The 20,819-nt window shown below is 66.5% G+C and carries 19 protein-coding genes; 7 read left to right on the top strand and 12 right to left on the bottom strand.

Annotated elements, in window-relative coordinates; translation table 11 throughout:
• Window positions 1–9 precede the first annotated feature (9 nt).
• On the top strand, window positions 10–759 hold the full coding sequence (locus V8683_RS00800; protein ID WP_411190464.1) for a tetratricopeptide repeat protein: 750 nt from the start codon (window positions 10–12) through the stop codon (window positions 757–759).
• 61 nt (window positions 760–820) lie between these two features.
• On the opposite strand, the gene rodA is transcribed toward V8683_RS00800, so the two are convergent.
• The 5 genes from rodA to V8683_RS00775 form a co-directional block, all read right to left on the bottom strand.
• Window positions 821–1,987, bottom strand: coding sequence for a rod shape-determining protein RodA (gene rodA / locus V8683_RS00795; RefSeq protein ID WP_411187708.1), 1,167 nt, complete (start codon window positions 1,985–1,987; stop codon window positions 821–823).
• Window positions 1,988–1,997: 10 nt separating this feature from the next.
• Window positions 1,998–4,334, bottom strand: a complete 2,337-nt coding sequence (gene mrdA / locus V8683_RS00790; RefSeq protein WP_411187706.1) for a penicillin-binding protein 2 — start codon at window positions 4,332–4,334, stop codon at window positions 1,998–2,000.
• A gap of 84 nt (window positions 4,335–4,418) precedes the next feature.
• On the bottom strand, window positions 4,419–4,931 hold the full coding sequence (mreD, locus tag V8683_RS00785) for a rod shape-determining protein MreD (RefSeq protein ID WP_411187704.1): 513 nt from the start codon (window positions 4,929–4,931) through the stop codon (window positions 4,419–4,421).
• Window positions 4,931–5,986: a rod shape-determining protein MreC gene (mreC, locus tag V8683_RS00780; protein ID WP_411187702.1), complete on the bottom strand. Its 1,056-nt coding sequence runs from the start codon at window positions 5,984–5,986 to the stop codon at window positions 4,931–4,933. Before mreC ends, mreD begins: the two co-directional genes overlap by 1 nt.
• Window positions 5,987–6,118: 132 nt before the next feature.
• On the bottom strand, window positions 6,119–7,162 hold the full coding sequence (locus V8683_RS00775) for a rod shape-determining protein (protein WP_004189550.1): 1,044 nt from the start codon (window positions 7,160–7,162) through the stop codon (window positions 6,119–6,121).
• A 446-nt stretch (window positions 7,163–7,608) separates the two neighbouring features.
• Here V8683_RS00775 and gatC point away from each other — a divergent pair, with 446 nt between their 5' ends.
• The 5 genes from gatC to V8683_RS00750 all read left to right on the top strand — a co-directional run bounded on the left by gatC (window position 7,609) and on the right by V8683_RS00750 (window position 12,874).
• Window positions 7,609–7,908 (top strand): Asp-tRNA(Asn)/Glu-tRNA(Gln) amidotransferase subunit GatC, encoded by a 300-nt coding sequence (gene gatC, locus V8683_RS00770; protein WP_027793224.1) that lies wholly within the window; start codon window positions 7,609–7,611, stop codon window positions 7,906–7,908.
• Window positions 7,909–8,072: 164 nt separating this feature from the next.
• Complete coding sequence (gene gatA / locus V8683_RS00765; protein WP_411187700.1) at window positions 8,073–9,563, top strand: Asp-tRNA(Asn)/Glu-tRNA(Gln) amidotransferase subunit GatA; 1,491 nt, start codon at window positions 8,073–8,075, stop codon at window positions 9,561–9,563.
• Window positions 9,564–9,565: 2 nt separating this feature from the next.
• Window positions 9,566–11,056 (top strand): Asp-tRNA(Asn)/Glu-tRNA(Gln) amidotransferase subunit GatB, encoded by a 1,491-nt coding sequence (gene gatB / locus V8683_RS00760; RefSeq protein WP_411187698.1) that lies wholly within the window; start codon window positions 9,566–9,568, stop codon window positions 11,054–11,056.
• Window positions 11,057–11,200: 144 nt separating this feature from the next.
• On the top strand, window positions 11,201–12,034 hold the full coding sequence (locus tag V8683_RS00755; RefSeq protein ID WP_411187696.1) for a polyphosphate kinase 2 family protein: 834 nt from the start codon (window positions 11,201–11,203) through the stop codon (window positions 12,032–12,034).
• 57 nt (window positions 12,035–12,091) lie between these two features.
• Complete coding sequence (locus V8683_RS00750; protein WP_411187694.1) at window positions 12,092–12,874, top strand: exodeoxyribonuclease III; 783 nt, start codon at window positions 12,092–12,094, stop codon at window positions 12,872–12,874.
• 45 nt (window positions 12,875–12,919) lie between these two features.
• Here V8683_RS00750 and V8683_RS00745 read toward each other — a convergent pair whose 3' ends face one another.
• The 7 genes from V8683_RS00745 to argB all read right to left on the bottom strand — a co-directional run bounded on the left by V8683_RS00745 (window position 12,920) and on the right by argB (window position 20,099).
• Window positions 12,920–14,035 carry a M48 family metallopeptidase gene (locus tag V8683_RS00745; protein WP_411187692.1) on the bottom strand — a complete coding sequence of 372 codons (1,116 nt, stop codon included), beginning with the start codon at window positions 14,033–14,035 and terminating at the stop codon, window positions 12,920–12,922.
• The gene (locus tag V8683_RS00740) at window positions 14,032–15,438 is read right to left on the bottom strand and encodes an AmpG family muropeptide MFS transporter (RefSeq protein WP_411187690.1); all 1,407 of its coding nucleotides are present in this window, start codon (window positions 15,436–15,438) and stop codon (window positions 14,032–14,034) included. The genes V8683_RS00745 and V8683_RS00740 overlap by 4 nt, the downstream gene beginning before the upstream one ends.
• A gap of 80 nt (window positions 15,439–15,518) precedes the next feature.
• Window positions 15,519–16,127 (bottom strand): methionine biosynthesis protein MetW, encoded by a 609-nt coding sequence (gene metW / locus V8683_RS00735; protein ID WP_411187688.1) that lies wholly within the window; start codon window positions 16,125–16,127, stop codon window positions 15,519–15,521.
• Window positions 16,124–17,269, bottom strand: coding sequence for a homoserine O-succinyltransferase MetX (metX, locus tag V8683_RS00730; RefSeq protein WP_411187686.1), 1,146 nt, complete (start codon window positions 17,267–17,269; stop codon window positions 16,124–16,126). Before metX ends, metW begins: the two co-directional genes overlap by 4 nt.
• A 400-nt stretch (window positions 17,270–17,669) precedes the next feature.
• The gene (gene slmA / locus V8683_RS00725; RefSeq protein WP_411187684.1) at window positions 17,670–18,341 is read right to left on the bottom strand and encodes a nucleoid occlusion factor SlmA; all 672 of its coding nucleotides are present in this window, start codon (window positions 18,339–18,341) and stop codon (window positions 17,670–17,672) included.
• 54 nt (window positions 18,342–18,395) lie between these two features.
• Window positions 18,396–19,145: a pyrimidine 5'-nucleotidase gene (locus V8683_RS00720; protein ID WP_411187682.1), complete on the bottom strand. Its 750-nt coding sequence runs from the start codon at window positions 19,143–19,145 to the stop codon at window positions 18,396–18,398.
• Between the two features lie 54 nt (window positions 19,146–19,199).
• Window positions 19,200–20,099: an acetylglutamate kinase gene (gene argB / locus V8683_RS00715; RefSeq protein WP_091993999.1), complete on the bottom strand. Its 900-nt coding sequence runs from the start codon at window positions 20,097–20,099 to the stop codon at window positions 19,200–19,202.
• 278 nt (window positions 20,100–20,377) lie between these two features.
• Between argB and V8683_RS00710 the strand changes: the two genes are divergently transcribed.
• Window positions 20,378–20,605: a cysteine-rich CWC family protein gene (locus V8683_RS00710; protein ID WP_411187680.1), complete on the top strand. Its 228-nt coding sequence runs from the start codon at window positions 20,378–20,380 to the stop codon at window positions 20,603–20,605.
• Window positions 20,606–20,819 lie beyond the last annotated feature (214 nt).

The following is a 20,819-nucleotide window of genomic DNA, read 5'->3' as shown; positions in this document are numbered from 1 at the left end:
CGCAGGGCAATGACGGTATTTGCTCGCGCGCTGGCGGGCTGTTTTGCCGCGACGGCTGCGGCGGCGTGCTTCGCGGCCGCGAGCTCGGCTACGAGTGCAACCACGACGACGAACGCCGCGGCAAGTTCGGCTGGAACCGCAGACCAGAAGGTGTCGCGCGCGGACGCCGATCCGCAGACCGCCTCCGGCGTCGCCGATTACAACGCGGGCAACCTGACCGTCGCGCGCAACGAGTTCAGCGCGGCGGCGGCTCGCGGCAACCGGCTCGCGGAATTCGACTACGCGATGATGCTGCTCAACGGCGAGGGCGGTGCGACCGACATCGGCGAGGGCCGCAAGTGGTTGCGCAAGGCCGCCGACGCGAACATGTCGCACGCGCAGTACGTCTACGGAAAGATGTACGACGATGGCGACTTCGTGGAGAAGAATCCCACCGAGGCGCACCAGTGGTTCCTGAAGGCGGCGAAGCAGGGGCATATCCAGGCCGAGCTGGCGCTGGCGAACCAGTACCTCGACGGGCGCGGCACCGCGCGCGATAACCGTCAGGCGTTCTACTGGTACAAGAAGGCCGCCGAGGGTGGCGACATGACGGCGCAGTACGTGACCGGCTCGTTCTACGAACGCGGCGGCGACGGCGTGCCGAAGAACATCAATATCGCTCGCGCGTACTACGCGGCTGCGGCAGCGCAGGGCGACCAGGTGGCGCTGCTCAAGTACCGGCAGCTAAGCGCGGAGTTGGCGAAGTCGGCGCCGCAGTAAGGGAGCGGCGCAGCGCGAACCTGAGCGTGCAGGGCGTGCGCCGCACCTCGTTGTACGAAGCTCAGCTCTGCATCAATCGCTTCTGACGGCCGACGCTCATGATGAGCCCGATCGCGACGCCGAGCGTCGTGAGCGCGGTGCCGCCGTAGCTCATGAACGGCAGCGGCACGCCCACCACGGGCAGGATGCCGCTCACCATCCCGATGTTGACGAACGCGTAGGTGAAAAAGGCCATGGTCAGCGAGCCGGCCAGTAATCGCCCGAACAGCGTCGCGCCGTTCGCGGCGATATAGAGCCCGCGCGCGATCAGACACATGTAGAGCGTAAGCAGCACGAGGCCGCCGGTCATGCCGAATTCCTCCGAGAACACGGCGAAGATGAAGTCGGTGTGCTTTTCGGGGATGAACTCGAGGTGCGACTGCGTGCCCTTGAGCCAGCCCTTGCCGAGCGGGCCGCCCGAACCGATCGCGATCACGGCCTGGATCGTGTGGAAGCCCTTGCCGAGCGGATCGGAGGTGGGGTCGAGCAGCGTGCAGATGCGGTGCTTCTGGTAGTCGTGCATCAGCGGCCAGTTCACCTGAGGCTGGCAGATCTTGTCCTGGAACGCCGCGATCGACGCCACCGCGATCACGCATGCCACCAGCACGGGCACGATCAGCTTGAACGAGAGCCCCGCGAAATAGATCACGAAGAGGCCCGCCGCGAACACGAGCACTGCGGTGCCGAGATCGGGCTGCTTGGCGATCAGGCCCACCGGCACGAGCAGGATGACAAAGCCGACGACGAAGTCGTACCAGCGCATCACGCCTTCGCGCCGCTGGTAGTACCAGGCGAGCATGAGCGGCGTGGCGATCTTGAGGATCTCCGAGGGCTGGATGACGACGCCCACGTTGATCCAGCGTTTCGCGCCCTTGCGCGTGAGCCCGAAGAGCGCAACCGCTATCAATAGCGCAATTCCGAACGTATAGACCGGCACCGCGAAGCGCATCAGCGTGGTGGGCGGCACGTTCGCGAGCGCCCACATGAGCACGAAGGTCAGCATGATGTTGCGCAACTGGTCTTCGACGCGACCCGGCATGTCGAGGGTCGCGCTATAGAGCGTCACGATGCCCACGCACATCAGCAGGAACACCGTGAGGGCGAGCGGCCCGTCGAAGCCGATGAACATCTTGCGGATCGTGTCGAGTACCGCGCGCTTGTCGATCTTGTCGAACTGAAGAAAGGGCATGGCGTACTCCTTACTCGTCGATGCCGCCGGTGGCGGCCTTCGGCGGTGCCGGCTGGGCGTCGTCGTCGCGCGGCGGCGCGGCGAGCGTTGCATCGGGCGCGCTCGCCGGACGGCGCGGGCGATGCGGGGTGTTGTGGCGGGTAGCGGAGGCCGCGTCGGCACCGCTGGCGGTTCCCGGGACCGCTGCGCGCGCGGCGGTGGGGGAGGCGCTGGCGGCCGACGCCGCGCTTGAAGCCGTGCCTGAAGCCGTGCCCGCCGGCGCCGCAGAGTCGGATGCCGCAGAAGCCGCGGCGGCAGCCGAAGCCGCGCCGGGAATGGGCAACGCCGCGAAGCCGGTGGCGACCTCGACCGGCTGCGCGTCCGAAGCCGGTTCGGGCGCGCCGATCACGGGCGACGAGGCGTTCTGTGCCGCTGCCTTCGCGGCGGCCACTTCGGTTTGCAGCGCGCCGGGCTTCAGCCGGTCGACGAGATAGTAGTCGAGCACGCGGCGCGCGATCGGACCGGCGGCCTGGGCGCCCCAGCCGCCGTTTTCGACGATCAGCGCGACGGCGATCTGCGGCTTGTCGGCCGGCGCGAAGGCGATGAAGAGCGCATGGTCGCGCAGATTTTCGGCGAGCGCGTGCGCCTGGTACTTGCCGCCCTGCAGCGAGAACACCTGGGCCGTGCCGGTCTTGCCCGCCGAGGTATAGGGCGCGTTGGCGAAGATCTGGTACGCAGTGCCCGACGGGTTCATCGTCACGCCTTCCATGCCGCGCTTCACGACGTCGATGTCGGCCTGCGAGACGTTCAGGCGGCCGCTTTCATGCGGCACGGTAAGGCGCTCCTCGTGCGTGATCGGATTTTCGATTTCCTTCACGAGGTGAGGCTTCATGAGGATGCCGTTGTCGGCGAGCGTGGCCGTGGCGTGCGCGAGCTGCAGGATCGTGAACGAGTTGTAGCCCTGGCCGATGCCGAGGCTGATCGTCTCGCCCTCGTACCACTTCTGCTGCTCGGGCTTGCGGTAGGCCTTGCGCTTCCATTCGGTGGAGGGCAGGATGCCGCGCGCCTCGCCCGCGATGTCGATGCCGGTGATCTGGCCGAAGCCGAGCGGCTTCATGAAGTTCGCGATGTTGTCCACGCCCAGGTCGTGCGCGAGCATGAAGAAGTAGGTGTCGTTCGACACCATGATCGCGCGGTTCATGTCGACCCAGCCCTGGCCGCTACGCACGTCGTTGTTGAAGCGGTGGCCGCCGAACATGTAGTAGCCGGGGTCCGAGAAGCCCCATTGCGGCGTGCGCTTGTGCAGCGTGAGCGCGGCGAGCGCCATGAACGGCTTGTAGGTCGAGCCCGGCGGATACGTGCCGTGCAGCGGCCGGTTCAGAAGCGGGTGGTCGGGCGAGTTGTTGAGCTGGTCCCAGGTCTGCTGGTCGATGCCGTCCACGAACGAATTCGGGTCGAAGCTCGGCGCGGAAACGAATGCGAGGACGTCGCCCGTCGCGGGCTCGATTGCGACGAGCGCGCCGCGCTTGCCCGCGAACGCCTGCTCGGCCACTTCCTGCAGGCCGATGTCGATCGAGAGCACGAGATTGTTGCCGGGCGTGGCCTGGGTGCGCGAGAGCGTGCGCACCGGCCGCCCGCCCGCCGTCACTTCCACTTCCTCGAAGCCGGTGAGGCCGTGCAGCTCGGTTTCGTAGCTCTGCTCGACGCCGATCTTGCCGATGTAGTCGGTGCCCTTGTAGTTGTTGGCGTCCAGACGCGGATCGTAGTGCTCCTGATCGCTGTCGTTCTGGTCGCTCATCGCGTCGATCTTTTCCTGGTCGCGCTGCGAAATGCGGCCGATATAGCCGATCACGTGCGCGGCTGTCGGCCCGAGCGGATAGGAGCGGAACAGCCGCGCGCGCACTTCCACGCCGGGGAAGCGGTAGCGCTGCGCCGTGAAGCGCGCGACTTCGTCGTCGGTGAGACGCGTGCGGATCGGCAGGCTCTCGAAGTTCTTCGAATCCTCGAGCAGCTTCTTGAAGCGGCGGCGATCGCGCTGGTCGATGGGGATCACCGTCGAAAGCTGGTCGATCGTGTTGTCGAGCGTGTCGGTCAGCTTCGAGGGCGTGACTTCGAGCGTATAGGCCGAGTAGTTCTTCGCCAGCACGACGCCATTGCGGTCGGTGATGATGCCGCGGTTGGGCACGATGGGCGCGACCGAAATGCGGTTCTCGTCGGCCTGCAGCGAGTACTTGCTGTGGTTCCACACCTGCAGGTACAGGAAGCGGAAGGCGATCAGCCCGAAGCAGACGAACACGAACAGCCCCGCCGCCGCGACGCGCAGGCGGAATTTCGAGATCTGCTGCTGGGTGTCCTTGAATTCGGTCATGCGATGACGGCCCGCGAATGCGGTTCAGCGGACCGGGGGAAGTAAGAGGTTATCAAGCGTCTTCCTGCTGGGCTCGCGCGCCGCTCAGATGGGCCGCGTGTCGTCGGGATCGACGGGGCGGCGCTGCGGCAGCAGCAGCAGGAGGCTCGTCACGGGCCAGAGCACGGCGGCGACGAAACCGCTCACGAGATAGTCCCAGCCTGGGAACGCGGCGCCCATCAGCAGCCGGATCACGAACGGCACGAACTGCGCGCCGACCAGCATGGGCATCACGGCGAACATCTGCACGCCGATCGACATCCACAGCACGCGCCGGTGGATCGTGATCGCGCCGTACGAGAGCAGGGTGTAGGCGAGCGCGTGCTCGCCGAGCAGGCTCGCGTTATGCACGTCCATCAGCAGGCCGAGGCAGAACGCGAGGCCCATGCCCACCTTGCGAGGCTGGTGGATATTCCAGAACAGCAGCACGAGCGCGACGAAATCGGGCACGCCCGGCAGCTTGCCCCACGGCAGCAGGTTCAGCAGGAACGCGGCGGCCAGGCTGAACGCGATGAAGTACGGGTTGACCGGCTGGAGGATGTATTGCGGACGCGGCATCAGTGGCCCCTCTGCGCTTGAGGCTTCGCGGGCGCACCGGTATGTGCGCTTGCGTGTGCGTTCGTGGGGGCATTCACAACCGGTTTAGCCGCGGCGGCCTTCGACTTGTCGTCGGCCTTCTTGTCCTCGCCCTTGGCCGGCTTCTTCTTTTTCGCGTCTTTGGCCGCGGCTTCGGAAGCGGCCTCGGCAGCCTCCGCCGCTTCCACCGGATTCGGCGGCACCTGCGGCGTGTAATGCAGCACCAGCACCTCGCGCGCGCCGCGCACGGCGGCGACCGGTACGCAGACCACGCGCGCGAACGCCGTGTCGGCCTGCTTGTCCACGCGCAGCACCTTCGCCACCGGCAGCCCCTGCGGATAGATGCCGTCGAGGCCGCTCGTCACGAGTTCGTCGCCGGCCTGCACGTCCGCGCTGATCGGCACGAAGCGCAAATCGAGCAGCGCACCCTGCGGCGTGCCGTAGATCACGCTGCGCAGGCCCGTGCGGACGATCTCCACCGGCACCGCCTGATCCTTGTCGGTGAGCAGCGTGACTTCCGACTGCATCGGGAACACGCGCGTCACCTGGCCCACCACGCCATCCTCGCTTACCACCGGCGCGCCGTTCTGGATGCCCTGTTGCGAGCCGCCGCCGATCACCACCTTCTGCGTGAACGGATCGCGCGTGTCGTACTGGATCTCGGCGGGCGTGGTCTGCGCGCCGATGCGCTGCGAGAGCTGCAGCAGCGCGCGCAGGTGGGTGTTTTCGGCGGCGAGCGACGCGGCTTCGTTGGCTTGCTGCGAGAGCTGCAGATTGCGCGTATGCAGCTTCGCGTTGTCGGCGCGCAGCGAGGCGCTCGTGACCGCGAGGTCGGCGGCGCCCATAAACAGATCGCGCGGCACGAGGGCCGCGCGCTGCAGCGGATAGAGGCCTGCTCCCAGCACGCCTCGCACGATTTCCAGTGTCTTGAAGCGGGCGTCGGAGAACAGCAGGGCGAGCGACAGCACGACGAAAAAGATCAGTCGTGCGAGTGCCGAAGGGCCTTGCTTGAACAGGGGCGGCGGACTGTATTCCATGGTCGGCGCCGGGGGCGTGTGCGAAAGGATGAAACGGCGGCGCCTCAACGGGCGCCTGTCAGCGGGGCGCAAGGCGGCCTTTCAGCCGCCTCGACAGGGTGCGCCGCGCCGACTGCATGGTACGCGCGGCGCTTACTCGTACGAGAAGATGCTGCCGAGCTTGTCCATGCGCTCGAGCGCCATGCCCGACCCGCGCACCACGCAGGTAAGCGGGTCTTCGGCGACGAGCACCGGCAGGCCGGTTTCCTCCGCGAGCAGACGGTCGAGGTCGCGCAGCAGCGCGCCGCCGCCCGTGAGCATCATGCCGCGTTCGGCGATGTCGGCGCCGAGTTCCGGCGGCGTTTGCTCCAGCGCGATCTTCACCGACGAGACGATCTGGTTCAGCGGGTCGGTGAGTGCTTCGAGGATTTCGTTGCTGGAGATCGTGAAGCTGCGCGGAATGCCCTCCGAGAGGTTGCGGCCCTTCACTTCCATTTCCTTGACTTCGGAGCCCGGGAACGCCGAGCCGATTTCCTTCTTGATGGCTTCGGCGGTCTGTTCGCCGATCAGCATGCCGTAGTTGCGGCGGATGTAGTTGACGATGGCTTCGTCGAACTTGTCGCCGCCTACGCGCACCGAGCCCTTGTAGACGATGCCGCCGAGCGAGATCACGCCCACTTCCGTCGTGCCGCCGCCGATGTCGACGACCATCGAGCCCGTGGCTTCCGACACCGGCAGGCCCGCGCCGATCGCGGCGGCCATCGGTTCTTCGATCAGGTAGACCTGCGAGGCGCCGGCGCCGTGCGCGGCTTCCTTGATCGCGCGGCGCTCGACCTGGGTGGAGCCGCACGGCACGCAGATGATGATGCGCGGCGACGGCGAGAACATGCGCGACTCGTGAGCGGTCTTGATGAACTGCTTGATCATCTGCTCGGTCACCGTGAAGTCGGCGATCACGCCGTCCTTCATCGGGCGGATCGCTTCGATGTTGCCCGGCACCTTGCCGAGCATCTGCTTGGCTTCCTTGCCGACCGCCTGAATCGTCTTCTTGCCGTTCGGGCCGCCTTCCTGGCGGATCGAGACGACCGACGGCTCGTCGAGCACGATACCCTTGCCGCGCATGTAGATCAGCGTGTTGGCCGTGCCGAGGTCGATCGCCAGGTCGTTGGAGAAGTAGCTACGCAGAAAACCGAACATTCAAAAATCCTGTCTCGCTTGTGGCCGACCTTCGCGACAATGGGCGAGGGCGGCAGCGGAAAAAATAACAGCGTGAGGCCGGCGCGAAGCGCGCCGCTTGGAACCTTCTGGAAACCTGACACTGCGGGAATGGTTACCGGAGGCAGCCTGGCTGAGGGTGCGCCGCTTGCGCTCCGCTCGTGCCTTTATGTGCCCCTTAGTGTGACTTCAGGCCGCAAAGTGCCTTGATCGGTGACGAAAGGCAGGCGCAAGGCGGTCCGGGTTTGGGTCGAACGCGTAATGATACCTTATAATTTTGCCTGTTTTGCACGATCCGAAAGCCACTTTTTGACACGGCCGAAGCTTTCCTCGAAAGCCGGATCCGTCGCGATAAACCGCTGTTGCAGCACCGTTTTTTCCGCACTGCCGCAACGGCCAGAGCAACCGCCATTTTTCCCGGTGACCGCATGGCCCTGACCCTGAACGATGTGAAGCGCATCGCGCACCTCGCGCGCCTCGAACTGGCCGACGCCGAAGCCGGCAATACGCTCGCACGCCTGAACGATTTTTTCGGTCTCGTCGAGCAGATGCAGGCCGTGGACACGGCCGGCATCGCTCCGCTCGCGCACCCGATCGAGCAGATCGAGGACGTGGCGCTGCGCCTGCGCGCGGACGCCGTGACCGAGACGGTCGACCGCGAAGCCTTCCAGCGCCCGGCGCCGGCGGTGCAGGACGGCCTGTACCTCGTGCCGCGCGTGATCGAGTAAGCGTTCGTTTTATTGCTGTCGCCGCCTTATCCGGCCGTCTGTCGCCTGCCGGACAAGGCGCTGCGGCGGCTCCCGTTTCCCGCGGGGCGCGGCCTGATCCGGCGCCCCGGACGGCGGTCCGGCAAGCCCGAATTCGCCGCCTTCGTTCTTCCAGGAACCACGCAATGCATGAAAAAAGCTTGACCGAACTGCGCGCCGCGCTGGCTGCCAAGGAGTGCTCCGCCGTCGAGCTGGCGCAGCTCTATCTCGGTCGGATTGACGCACATCAAGAGTTGAACGCTTTCGTCGACGTCAACCCGGAATTGACGCTTGCGCAGGCAAAGGCCGCCGATGCGCGCCTTGCGGCCGGCGAAAACGGCCCGCTGCTCGGCCTGCCGATCGCGCACAAGGACGTGTTCGTCACGCGCGGCTGGCGTTCGACGGCCGGCTCGAAGATGCTCGAGAACTACGTGAGCCCGTTCGACGCGACCGTCGTCGAGCGCCTTGAGCGCGCGGGCATGGTGTGCGTCGGCAAGACCAACATGGACGAATTCGCGATGGGCTCGTCCAACGAGAACTCGCATTTCGGCGCCGTGCAGAACCCGTGGGACCGCAAGGCGGTGCCGGGCGGTTCGTCGGGCGGCTCGGCCGCGGCCGTGGCGGCGCGCCTCGCGGCCGCCGCGACCGGCACGGACACGGGCGGCTCGATCCGTCAGCCCGCGTCGTTCTCGGGCGTCACCGGCATCAAGCCGACCTATGGCCGCGTGTCGCGCTACGGCATGATCGCGTTCGCCTCGTCGCTCGACCAGGGCGGCCCGTTCGCACAGAGCGCCGCCGACTGCGGCCTGCTGCTCAACGCGATGGCGGGCTTCGACGAGCGCGACTCGACGAGCCTCACCCACGATCACGAGGACTACGCGCGCCATCTGGGCGAGGCGTGGAGCGCCGGCGCCCCGGCCGGCAAGCCGCTCGCCGGCCTGCGCATCGGCCTGCCGAAGGAGTACTTCGGCGTGGGCCTCGCCGACGACGTGCGCGCGGCCATCGACGCGGCGCTGAAGGTCTACGAGTCGCTCGGCGCGACGCTCGTGGAGGTGACGCTGCCGAAGACCGAGTTGTCGATCCCCGTGTACTACGTGATCGCCCCGGCGGAAGCCTCGTCGAACCTCTCGCGCTTCGACGGCGTGCGCTACGGCCACCGCGCGGCCGAGTACCGCGACCTGCTCGACATGTACAAGAAGTCGCGCGCCGAGGGCTTCGGCCCCGAGGTGAAGCGCCGCATTCTGGTGGGCACGTACGTGCTTTCGCACGGCTACTACGACGCCTATTACCTGCAGGCGCAGAAGATCCGCCGCATCATCGCGCAGGACTTCCAGGAGGCGTTCAAGCAGTGCGACGTCATCATGGGGCCGGTCGCGCCGAGCGTGGCCTGGGACATCGGCGCGAAGGGCGACGATCCGCTGCAGATGTATCTCGCGGACATCTACACCCTCTCGACGAGCCTCGCGGGCCTGCCCGGCATGAGCGTGCCGTGCGGCTTCGGCGCGGGCGCGAACGCGCAACGGCCGGTCGGTCTGCAGATCGTCGGCAACTATTTCAACGAGGCCCGCATGCTGCAGGTCGCCGACGCCTTCCAGCGCGCGACCGACTGGCATCGCAAGGCGCCGGCAGAGGTGTGAACATGGCAACAACGCAATGGGAAGTCGTCATCGGTCTGGAGACGCACACGCAGCTTTCAACCGCGTCGAAAATCTTTTCGGGCGCATCGACGCAGTTCGGCGCGGCCCCTAATACGCAGGCCTGCCCCGTCGATCTCGCGCTGCCGGGCGTGCTGCCGGTGATGAACCGCGGCGCCGTGGAGCGCGCGATCCGCTTCGGCCTCGCGATCGGCGCGACGGTGGCGCCGCGCAGCATTTTCGCGCGCAAGAATTACTTCTACCCGGATTTGCCGAAGGGCTACCAGATCAGCCAGTACGAGATTCCGGTCGTGCAGGGCGGTCAGATCACGATTCAGGTGCCGGCCAACGAGAAGGCGGGCAAGGAAGCGTACGAGAAGACCATCAATCTCACGCGCGCCCACCTGGAAGAAGACGCCGGCAAGTCGCTGCACGAAGACTTCGCGGGCATGACGGGCATCGACCTGAACCGCGCGGGCACGCCGCTGCTCGAAATTGTTACAGAACCTGAAATGCGCAGCGCGGCGGAGGCGGTTGCTTACGCGAAGTCGCTGCACACGCTCGTGGTCTGGCTCGGCATCTGCGACGGCAACATGCAGGAAGGCTCGTTCCGCTGCGACGCGAACGTCTCCGTGCGCCCGGTCGGCCAGAAGGAATTCGGCACGCGCGCCGAGATCAAGAACCTGAACTCGTTCCGTTTCCTCGAAGAGGCGATCCAGTACGAAGTGCGCCGCCAGATCGAACTGATCGAGGACGGCGGCACCGTCGTGCAGGAAACGCGTCTCTACGATCCGGACAAGCGCGAGACGCGCTCGATGCGCAGCAAGGAAGACGCGCACGACTACCGCTACTTCCCCGACCCCGACCTCATGCCGCTCGTGATCGATGCCGCATGGGCCGAGCGCGTGAAGGGCGAGATGCCCGAACTGCCCGCGACGATGCAGACGCGCTTCGTGGAGCAGTACGGCGTGACGCCGTACGATGCGGGCGTGCTCACGTCGAGCAAGGCGATGGCGGCGTATTTCGAGGCCGTCGTCGCGAAGACGGGGGCCAACCCGGACAAAACGCAGGCGAAGTCGGCCGCGAACTGGCTGATGGGCGAAGTCTCGTCGCAACTGAACCGCGAAGGCCTCGAGATCGACGCCTCGCCGGTCACGGCGGAGCAGTTCGCGCTCTTGCTGCAGCGCATCGCCGACGGCACGATCTCGAACAAGATCGCGAAGGAAGTGTTCCTCGCGATGTGGGAAGAGAAGGCCGAGGGCGCGGACGCCGCCGACCGCATCATCGAAGCGAAGGGGCTCAAGCAGATCTCGGACACGGGCGCGCTCGAAGCGATCATCGACGAGGTGCTGGCCGCGAACGCGAAGTCGGTGGAGGAGTACCGCGCGGGCAAGGAAAAGGCGTTCAACGCGCTGATCGGCCAGGCGATGAAGGCCACGAAGGGCAAGGCCAATCCGCAGCAGGTGAACGAGCTGCTGAAGAAAAAGCTATCCTGAGCGTTCGTTTGCTCATCCATGGCAGGCTTCGACAGGGCGGTGCTGCGGGTCGACGGACCGCGCAGCGCCGCCCTGCCGTTTGAGGCGTCGCCCGCGCAAGGCGTCTGGCATAAGACGTCCGGCAGAAGAACAGGAGAACCATGCATGGCGAAGTCCCCGAGTCTCGACGATTACCGCGTGCCGTATTTCGGCGACAAGGCGGAGACGTTTTCGCTCGACGCGATCGATCCGGCGGCCAAGCCGTTCTCCAGGGGCAGCAAGGAAGGCGACCGCGACCGGCTGGCCGAGATCGGCGCGAAGATCGACGTGCAGCAGGAGCGCCTGCACGCACAGCGTCACCAGCGCGTGCTGCTCGTGCTGCAGGGCATGGACACGAGCGGCAAGGACGGCACGATACGCGGCGTGTTCCACGAGGTCGATCCGCTCGGCCTGCGCATCGTGGCGTTTCGCGCGCCCACGCCCATCGAGCTCTCTCGCGACTTTCTGTGGCGCGTGCATCTGCAGGTGCCCGCCGCGGGCGAGCTCGCCATCTTCAACCGCAGCCACTACGAAGACGTGCTGGTGCCGCGCGTGATGGGCCAGATCGATGAAGCCGAATGCGAGCGGCGCTTTCGCCAGATTCGCGATTTCGAGGCCATGCTCGCGGAAACGGGCACGACCATCATCAAGTGCCTGCTGCACATCTCGAAGGACGAGCAGAAGAGCCGTATCCAGGCGCGCATCGACGATCCGACCAAACACTGGAAGTTCGACGTCTCCGACCTCGAGGCGCGCAAGCACTGGGACGCGTATGGGGCGGCCTACCGCGACGCGCTCGCGGCTACCTCAACTGAATACGCGCCGTGGTACGTGGTTCCGGCGGATTCGAAGTCGCATCGCAACCTGATGGTGGCCGAACTGCTGCTGCGTCTCATGGAAAGCCTCAAGCTCGACTATCCGCCCGCGAAGCCGGAACTGAAGGGCCTCACGATCGAATAGGTCAACACCTGGCCTGGACCTGGCCGATATCAGGCCGAAACCATAAGGAAACGGAACATGCTGCGTGTGATTACCGCCAACCTCAACGGCATCCGTTCGGCGGCGAAGAAAGGCTTCTTCGAATGGTTCGGAGAGCAGAAGGCCGACGTGCTGTGTGTGCAGGAAATCAAGTGCTCGCAGGACGACATGACGCCCGAGTTCCTCGCGCCGCACGATTTCAAGGGCTATTTCCAGCACGCCGTGAAGAAGGGCTACAGCGGCGCGGGCCTCTATACGCGCCACGAACCCGACGACGTGATCATCGGCTTCGGCAGCGAGGAGTTCGATCCCGAAGGGCGCTATGTCGAGGCGCGCTTCGGCAAGCTCTCGATCGTTTCGGTGTACGTGCCGTCGGGGTCGAGCGGCGAGGAGCGCCAGGAGGCGAAATACCGCTTCATGGACGAGTTCATGCCGCATCTGGCCGAGCTCAAAGGCGCCGGGCGCGAGGTGGTCGTGTGCGGCGACGTGAACATCGTCCACAAGGAAATCGACATCAAGAACTGGAAGGGCAACCAGAAGAACTCCGGCTGCCTGCCCGAAGAGCGGGCATGGCTCACGAAGCTGTTCGACGAAGTGGGCTACGTGGACGTGTTCCGCACGCTCGACTCGCGCGCCGAGCAGTACACGTGGTGGAGCAACCGCGGCCAGGCCTACGCGAAGAACGTGGGGTGGCGTATCGACTACGAGATCGCCACGCCCGGCATTGCGGCCACCGCGAAGCGCACGTCGATCTTCAGGGACATCAAGTTCAGCGACCACGCGCCGCTCACCATCGACTACGACTGGAAGGCGAAGTCGTAAGCGCCGACCCGCGGGAAACCGCGGGGCAAAGGCGGCGCTTACGTTTCAGGGCGCCGCCACCTTGCGCCGCTGCGGCACGGCGATGCCCGCGTAGTCGGGCAGTTCGTCGAGCGGCTTGCCGATCGCCTTGGCGTAGAGCGGCAGCATGTCGGGCAGGCGCTTGATGATGTCCGCGCGCCGCGCCGGCGTGTACGGATGGACGTAGATGAAGCCATCGTCGCGGTCGCTTTTCGTCGCGAGGGCCAGCTTGTCCCACAGTGTGACGGCCGCGCGCGGGTCGAAGCCCGCGCGGGAGGCGATGTCGCTGCCGATCACGTCGGCTTCGGTTTCGTCGGCGTTGCCGTAGTGCATCTCGTAGAGCTGCGAGCCGATGCCGAGCGGAAATACGCCCAGATCCGCAAGCCCGAACAACTGCGGCACCGTGCCGGCTTCGATCTGCGCCGACTGCTGCTCGCCCAGGCGCTCGCGCAGATGCTCGCGCACCGCGTGCGCGATCTCGTGGCCGAGCAGCATGCCAAACTCGTTGTCGTTGAGCTTCACGCGGTCGAGCAGGCCGCTGTACACCACGATCTTGCCGCCCGGCAGGCAGTACATGCGGATATCGGGCGAGCGGATCACCGCCACTTCCCATTTCCAGTTCTTCACCCGGTCGCTCCACTTCTGCGCATAGGGTGCGAGACGGTCGACGAACTGGCGCACGCGCTGCACGCGCGGATCGGTGTCGGGGTAGAGGCGGTCCGAGTGCGCGGCGCCGCGCACGATCTCGGCGTACTCGGCGGCGGCCTGGGCCTCCAGCGCCGGCGACGGAATCAGGTTGCGAAACAGGGCGCTCTGGCCAAGGCGAACCTCGCGGCTCGCGTTTTGCGCGGCGGCGCTCGACGCCTCTTGCGCCGCGCTTGCGCTGCCTTCGGCCTGGGCGCCTTGCGCACCGCCTTGTGGCTGGGCCTGGACAGACGGCTCGGCCCCGGAGGCCGCCCCCGAAGGCGTAGCCGGAGCGGCGGGCGGCACCGTGGGCGCGGCGTTCTCGGCGAGCGCCCACGGAGCGGGCCAGGTCGCCAGCACCGCAAGCGCCATTGCGAGCGCGCGCACGCGTACCGCGCCCCGGCGCGCACGGCGTCGGGTCCGGAACCGGTCGAGGACGGCAGGCAGGGACGGGATCACGTCCGGATTCTCCACGGGGCGATACGAACGAGCAGGAGCATACCCGGTACGGCCAAAGCCGTGCACACGACGAAGTAATCAAACCAGCCGATTTTCGCGACCACGTAGCCGCTCGCCGCCGAGGCGAGCGTGCGCGGCACCGAGGCGAGGCTCGTGAAGAGCGCGAACTGCGTGGCGGTATAGCGCGGATCGGTGGTGCTGGCGATATAGGCGGTGAAGGCGGCGAGCGTGAGCCCCGTCGCGAAAGTCTCGAAGCCGTACACGAGCGCGAGCGCCACGGCGCGCGGGTCGAGCGCGACGTGCGCCGCGATGCCGAGCGCGGACGCCGCTTGCGCAACGGCATGGCTCACGGCGAGAACGCCGTCATAGATCGTGGCGAGCGACGCGGAACCGGGCCCGAGCTGCGCGAGCCACGCGAAGCCGAGCGTCGAGACGATCTGCAGGAGGCCGAAGATCCACAGTCCCCGCCCGATGCCGATCTTCACGAGCGCCACGCCGCCGATGATGCCGCCCGCGAGGCTCGCGCCGAACGCCGTCATCTTGGCGATCACGCCGATCTCGGTGCGCGTGTAGCCGATGTCGAGGAAGAACGACGTCGAGAGCGTGGTGGCCATCGTATCGCCGAGCTTGTAGAGAAAGATGAACGCCAGCACGAAGAGCGCGCCGGTCCAGCCGTCGCGCTGCACGAACTCGGCGAACGGCTGGACGATTGCCTCGCGCAGATTCTTCGGCGGCGCGCCGTGCACCTCGGGCTCGCTCACCACGAGCGACATGATCATGCCCGGAATCATGAACGCCGCCGTGACGGCGAACACCGTGCTCCACGGCAGATGGTCGGAGAGGATCAGCGCAAGCGAGCCCGGCACGAGCGCGGCGATCTTGTACGCGTTCACGTGGACGGCGTTGCCGAGGCCCTGCTGGGTATCCGTGAGCAGCTCGCGCCGGTAGGCGTCGATGGCGATGTCCTGGCTCGCGCCAAAGAACGCGACGAGCGCCGTGAGCGCGGCCACGGTCCAGATCGAATCCTTCGGCGAAACGAAGCCGAGCGTCGCGATCGCGCCCGCCACGAGAATCTGCGTGACCAGCATCCAGCCGCGCCGGCGCCCCGGACGCCAGCCCGGCAGACGCGGCACGTAGCGGTCCATGAGCGGGGCCCAGACGAACTTCCAGGTGTAGGGGAACTGGATCAGCGCGAAGAGGCCGATCTCTTTCAGATTCACGCCTTCGGAGCGCAGCCACGCCTGCACGAGGTAGACGAGCGTGAAGAGCGGCAGCCCCGAAGTGAAGCCGAGGAACACGCAGATCAGCATGTGCGTGTTCAGGTACGCGCGCCAGCCGGGATGGTCTTCGTGAGCGGCGATGTGATCGATGCGGGAGGGGGCCTCGTGGGGCGGATTCGGCATGTCGTCGTCAGCGGCGGCGGCGGTTTTTATGGGTCCGGGTTAAAAATGCGCCGCCGCTGCCTGGGTTCAGCCGGCTGACGTCATTTTTTCTTCACGCGATAGACCGCAAGACTACCACGCCAGTTCACACCCCATCGAACGGTCTGACCGCCATGCAGCACTGCGCGGTCGAGAATTTCGATGCCCACTTCGGGCGCGAGCGCCTCGAAATCCTTCACCGTGAGCACGCGCACGTTCGGCGTGTTGTGCCACTGGTAAGGCAGCGACTTCGACACCGGCATGCGCCCGCGCAGCACCGAAAGCCGGTGCGGCCAGTAGCCGAAGTTCGGGAACGACACGATGCATTCCTTGCCCACGCGAGCCGTCTCGCGCAGGATCGCGGCGGTCTGGTGGATGGTCTGCAGCGTCTGCGAGAGGATCGCGAAATCGAAGCTCGCGTCTTCGAAGAGGCGCAGGCCGTCTTCCAGATTCTGCTGGATCACGTTGATGCCGTTCGCCACCGAGGCGAGCACGCCCGCGTCGTTGAGCTCGATGCCGTAGCCCGTGCATTCGAGCTCCTCGCCGAGCAGCGAGAGCAGCGCGCCGTCGCCGCAACCCAGGTCGAGCACCTTCGAGCGCGGTTCGATCCAGCGCGCGATGGTGCGGAAGTCGGGACGGGCGGAAAGACTGTCGAAAGCGCTCGGGTTCATGCGCCCACCTCGCTGGCAATGCGTTCGTAGTAAGCGCGCATGACACCGTGATAGCGCGCGTCGTCGAGCAGGAATGCGTCGTGGCCGTGCGGCGCGTCGATCTCCGCGTAGGTCACCTGGCGCTTGTGGTCGAGCAGCGCCTTCACGAGTTCGCGCGAGCGCGCGGGTGCGAAGCGCCAGTCGGTCGAGAAACTCGCCACCAGGTACTTCGCCTTCGTGTGCGCGAGCGCCCTGGTGAGGTCGCCGTCGTAGGACTTGGCCGGATCGAAATAGTCGAGCGCGCGTGTGATCAGCAGATACGTGTTCGCGTCGAAGTAGTCGGCGAACTTGTCGCCCTGGTAGCGCAGGTAGGACTCCACCTCGAACTCCACGTCGAAGTTGAAGTTGTAGGCGTCTACGGCGCCCTCTGCGCGGCGCAGCGCGCGGCCGAATTTCTCCGCCATGTCGTCGTCGGAGAGATAGGTGATGTGGCCGATCATGCGCGCCACGCGCAGGCCGCGCTTCGGCTTCACGCCGTGCGCGTAGTAGTCGCCGCCATGAAAGTCGGGGTCCGAAAGAATCGCCGAGCGCGCGACCTCGTTGAACGCGATGTTCTGCGCCGAGAGCTTGGGCGTGGAGGCGATCACGATGCAGTGGCCAAGCCGGTCCGGATAGCGCAGACTCCACGCGAGCGCCTGCATGCCGCCGAGGCTGCCGCCCATCACGGCGGCGAACTTCTCGATGCCGAAGCGGTCGGCCACCCGCGCCTGGGCGTCCACCCAGTCTTCGACGGTGACGACCGGAAACTTCGCGCCGTACGGCTGGCCGGTGGCCGGGTCGACGCTCATCGGGCCGGTCGAGCCGAAGCACGAGCCCAGGTTGTTCACGCCGATCACGAAGAAGCGGTTGGTGTCGAGCGGCTTGCCCGGCCCGACCATGTTGTCCCACCAGCCCACGTTTTTGGGGTCGTCCGCATGGACGCCCGCGACGTGATGCGACGCGTTGAGCGCGTGACAGACGAGCACCGCGTTGCTGCGCGCGGCATTGAGCGTGCCGTAGGTTTCGACCACGAGGTCGTAACCGGCCAAGGCCATGCCGTTCTGCAGTTGCAGGGGCTCGTCGAAATGCAGTGTTTGTGGAGCGACGACGCCGATCGATTCCATTCGTTCCGCCTTGTCTTCGGGCGGCTAAACGGTGTCGGCGGGGCGCGGAGTGCGAAGGATTGGCGCGGCTGACGACCTCTTTAGCCGCATTTGTAATGAACCCGCGAGCGTTGGCTCAGAGGTTCGCGCGCCCGCAATCGAGTCAGCAAATCGGCGCGACGGTGTTTCAAAACGAACGCAAAGTATAGCGGAAAACGCGCCCGGCGAGGGGCTGGCCGACGCCTTGGCGCGCGGCCGCGCGCGATGAGCCAGCCCAAATGGCGGAGAGGCCGGAGAGACGCGGCAGGGGAGCGGTGGGCAGCGGACGGTTCATGCGGTTCTTCTCCTGGTGACGAAGCGCGGGACCGGCCCGGGCCGCGGCCCGCGAAACAGCGGCGGCCCGGGCTGTGCCTGGCGCGTGTTACTGAAGAATGACGCGAATCTGTTCGTCGGCGTGCTCGCTCGGAGAGCGCGTGAAGCCGCTCTGCGCGTAGCGGTGCCAGCAGCCGATCACATAGCGGACGACCAGATTCGCGCGTACAGCCGGATCGTACCCTTTCGGCAGGGCCGCTGCGCCGGCGGTGCTTTCACCCTGCTCGGCCTCGGCGACGCTCACGCGCAGGCACTGGCGCAGCGACGCCTCGATGCGGTCGAGCATCTGGTTCACGCGCTCGGCGAGCCGTTCGTGCTCGCCCACGAGGGCCTCGCAGGTCAGCACGCGCGTCATGCCGGCGTTCTTGGTGGAGAAGTTGATGAGCATGAGCGCAATGGCGCGAGCCTGGAGCACGCCGCTCGGCTCCTTCGCGACGATCTGGTTGATGAGCGCGAAGAGCGTCTGCTCGATGAAATCGATCAGACCTTCGTACATCTGGGCCTTGCTCGCGAAGTGGCGATAGAGCGCGGCCTCCGAAACGCCGATTCGCGCGGCCAGCGAAGCCGTGGTGATCTTTTCGCCGCGCGGCGTCTCGAGCATCGAGGCGAGCGTCTGGAGAATGTGGACGCGGCGTTCGCCCGGTTTCGGGCGGGCGGCGCGGCGAACCACGCCGGGTGGGTCGGTTGTTACGACTGCGTCACGCGTTTCGGTTGGCTGCATGAATGTCGCCCTCGTCTTTCGCCCCGGACGTGCTGCGTTCCGGCGCTTGCGTCGTCACCCCGTCTGCCGCAGTCTTCCTGACTGCAGGCCCGTTTGCAGCGATTTTAACGAACGAATGCGGTGATCGACATAGTGGGGTCGGCCGCGGCCCGACACGCGCAGCGCCGGCGCACGCGTGGGCAGATGGCCGGTGATCCACACCGTCCGGATGCCGAGCGCCCGGTAGCGCTTCAGATGGCCGTGCGTATCTTCGATCAGGATGGCGTCGGCCAGCGTCGCGCCCGCGCGGCGCAGCGTCTCGCGCAGCATGGCGCGGTCGGGCTTGGCGCGCCAGCGGTGGCGCGTGCGCATGTGCTCGATGGCGATCACGCGTTCGAACAGGCGCTCGATGCCCAGTTCCGCGAGCACCGCGCGCGCGTAGGCCTCGGGGGCGTTGGTCAGCACGAACTTGCGGCCCGGCAGCGCGCGCAGCGTGCGCGCGAGGCCGCGCTCGGCGTAGACCATCGAGCGCAGGTCGTCGAACGTGTGGACGACCTTCAGGAAGTCGTGCGGATCGACCGGATGATGACGCGTGAGGCCGAGGAGCGCGGCGCCGTAGCGCTGCGTGTAGCTCGTGCGCAGGTGGTTCGCGGCGTCGCGGCTCACGCCGAGCGTGTCGATGATGTACTGCGTCATCGCCGCGTTGATAGCCGGGAAGATCGCGCGCGAGGCGCCGTGCAGCGTGTTGTCGAGGTCGAAGAGCCAGACGGGGGCGCCGCGTTTGGCGCGCTGCGGCCGGCGTGGGCGCGGGCGGGAGACGGTCATGGCTGGAGGGGAGCGCGGCGGCCGGGCGTACCGGCCGCCGTGTATGACGTCCGCTCAGTGCGAGCGGATCATCGTGCCGAACGGCTGCTCGGTCAGGATTTCGAGCAGCACCGAATGCTCGATGCGGCCGTCGATGATGTGCACCGAGCGCACGCCGCTCTTGGCGGCGTCGAGCGCCGACGAGATCTTCGGCAGCATGCCGCCCGAGATCGTGCCGTCTTCGAAGAGCGCGTCGATCTCGCGGGCCGAAAGGTCCGTGAGCAGATTGCCTTCCTTGTCCATCACGCCCGGGATATTGGTCATCATCACGAGCTTCTCGGCGTTGAGCACCACCGCGAGCTTGCCCGCCACGAGGTCGGCGTTGATGTTGTACGAGAGACCGTCTTCGCCGAAGCCGATCGGCGAGATCACCGGAATGAACGCGTCGTCCTGGAGCGCCTTCACCACGGCCGGGTTGATCGCCTCGACTTCGCCCACCTGGCCGATGTCGACGTACTGGCCCGGGTTGTCGCGGTCCGGCATCATCAGCTTGCGCGCGTGGATGAGGCCGCCGTCCTTGCCCGTGAGGCCCACGGCATGCCCGCCGAAGTGGTTGATGAGCGTGACGATGTCCTGCTGCACCTCGCCGCCGAGCACCCACTCGACGACTTCCATCGTTTCCTCGTCGGTCACGCGCATGCCCTGGATGAAGGTGCCCTGCTTGCCGATCTTCTTGAGCGCCGTGTCGATCTGCGGGCCGCCGCCGTGCACGATGACCGGGTTGATGCCCACGAGCTTGAGCAGGATCACGTCGCGCGCGAAGCCCTGCTTGAGCCGTTCCTCGGTCATGGCATTGCCGCCGTATTTGATGACCACGGTCTTGCCGTGATACTGGCGGATATAGGGCAGCGCTTCAGCCAGAATTTCGGCTTTCAGGGTGGGGGCGATCTGCGAGAGGTCGATGGGCTCGGACATGGCGGCGGGAATGGACGAAGAGTCGGGGCGAAAACGGTTGAAACAGGCCGAATTGTACAGGACTGGCGCGGCGCAACAGGGATTTCGGCAGGGGTTGCGGGCAAGCGCGCAACACGGCGGGACGCGGGTTCGGCGGCCGCGTCATACGCTTGTCATGAGCGAATCCGCGGCCTGATTTTTTGTCCGGTCCGCGGGGCAACCGGTGGCCCGAACCCCATGGGCGGGCTGTGGCATTATTTCCTTACCGCCAAGGCCGGCATCATGAGGAGCGCGCCGCCATGACCGCTTCCGCCACCCCTGCCGCAGACGTGAAACACGTCCGCTGTCCACGTTGCGGCCGTCTGTTCGATTGCGGCCGGCATACCGAACCGTTCGACTGCTGGTGCCGTATGCTTCCGGCGCTGCCTGCGAGCGAGCTGGATCCGCGCGGGCGCTGCCTGTGTCCCGAATGTCTCGCCACGGCGGCGGCCGCCGCCGCGGTGCCCGAAGTGAGTAGACCGGGTTGATCCGCGCCGTCGAAGCGGCTGGATCGCTGGCGACAGCCTCCGACAGCCTCCCCAGGCAGAGGGTTGATTTCGTCGCCATCAAAGTTGATGTGCGTCAAAGATTTGGCGGGATTATTGGTGAAGATGCGGGAAATCGGGCGCGATCGTTCGTGCTCGGCGGTAAGGTTCGACAGCGTCGGCATTGCGGCCGGCGAGTCTCAGTGCATCAGATTAT

Source organism: Paraburkholderia sp. AV2, assembly GCF_054968425.1.
This window is presented reverse-complemented; position numbering and strand designations above follow the sequence as displayed.

Bases quoted from the DNA above. Each gene is read 5' to 3' on its own strand.
- V8683_RS00800 (WP_411190464.1), top strand. From the start codon at position 10: ATGACGGTATTTGCTCGCGCGCTGGCGGGCTGTTTTGCCGCGACGGCT.
- rodA (WP_411187708.1), bottom strand. From the start codon at position 1,987: ATGCCCTTTCTTCAGTTCGACAAGATCGACAAGCGCGCGGTACTCGAC.
- mrdA (WP_411187706.1), bottom strand. From the start codon at position 4,334: ATGACCGAATTCAAGGACACCCAGCAGCAGATCTCGAAATTCCGCCTG.
- mreD (WP_411187704.1), bottom strand. From the start codon at position 4,931: ATGCCGCGTCCGCAATACATCCTCCAGCCGGTCAACCCGTACTTCATC.
- mreC (WP_411187702.1), bottom strand. From the start codon at position 5,986: ATGGAATACAGTCCGCCGCCCCTGTTCAAGCAAGGCCCTTCGGCACTC.
- V8683_RS00775 (WP_004189550.1), bottom strand. From the start codon at position 7,162: ATGTTCGGTTTTCTGCGTAGCTACTTCTCCAACGACCTGGCGATCGAC.
- gatC (WP_027793224.1), top strand. From the start codon at position 7,609: ATGGCCCTGACCCTGAACGATGTGAAGCGCATCGCGCACCTCGCGCGC.
- gatA (WP_411187700.1), top strand. From the start codon at position 8,073: ATGCATGAAAAAAGCTTGACCGAACTGCGCGCCGCGCTGGCTGCCAAG.
- gatB (WP_411187698.1), top strand. From the start codon at position 9,566: ATGGCAACAACGCAATGGGAAGTCGTCATCGGTCTGGAGACGCACACG.
- V8683_RS00755 (WP_411187696.1), top strand. From the start codon at position 11,201: ATGGCGAAGTCCCCGAGTCTCGACGATTACCGCGTGCCGTATTTCGGC.
- V8683_RS00750 (WP_411187694.1), top strand. From the start codon at position 12,092: ATGCTGCGTGTGATTACCGCCAACCTCAACGGCATCCGTTCGGCGGCG.
- V8683_RS00740 (WP_411187690.1), bottom strand. From the start codon at position 15,438: ATGCCGAATCCGCCCCACGAGGCCCCCTCCCGCATCGATCACATCGCC.
- metW (WP_411187688.1), bottom strand. From the start codon at position 16,127: ATGAACCCGAGCGCTTTCGACAGTCTTTCCGCCCGTCCCGACTTCCGC.
- metX (WP_411187686.1), bottom strand. From the start codon at position 17,269: ATGGAATCGATCGGCGTCGTCGCTCCACAAACACTGCATTTCGACGAG.
- slmA (WP_411187684.1), bottom strand. From the start codon at position 18,341: ATGCAGCCAACCGAAACGCGTGACGCAGTCGTAACAACCGACCCACCC.
- V8683_RS00720 (WP_411187682.1), bottom strand. From the start codon at position 19,145: ATGACCGTCTCCCGCCCGCGCCCACGCCGGCCGCAGCGCGCCAAACGC.
- argB (WP_091993999.1), bottom strand. From the start codon at position 20,099: ATGTCCGAGCCCATCGACCTCTCGCAGATCGCCCCCACCCTGAAAGCC.
- V8683_RS00710 (WP_411187680.1), top strand. From the start codon at position 20,378: ATGACCGCTTCCGCCACCCCTGCCGCAGACGTGAAACACGTCCGCTGT.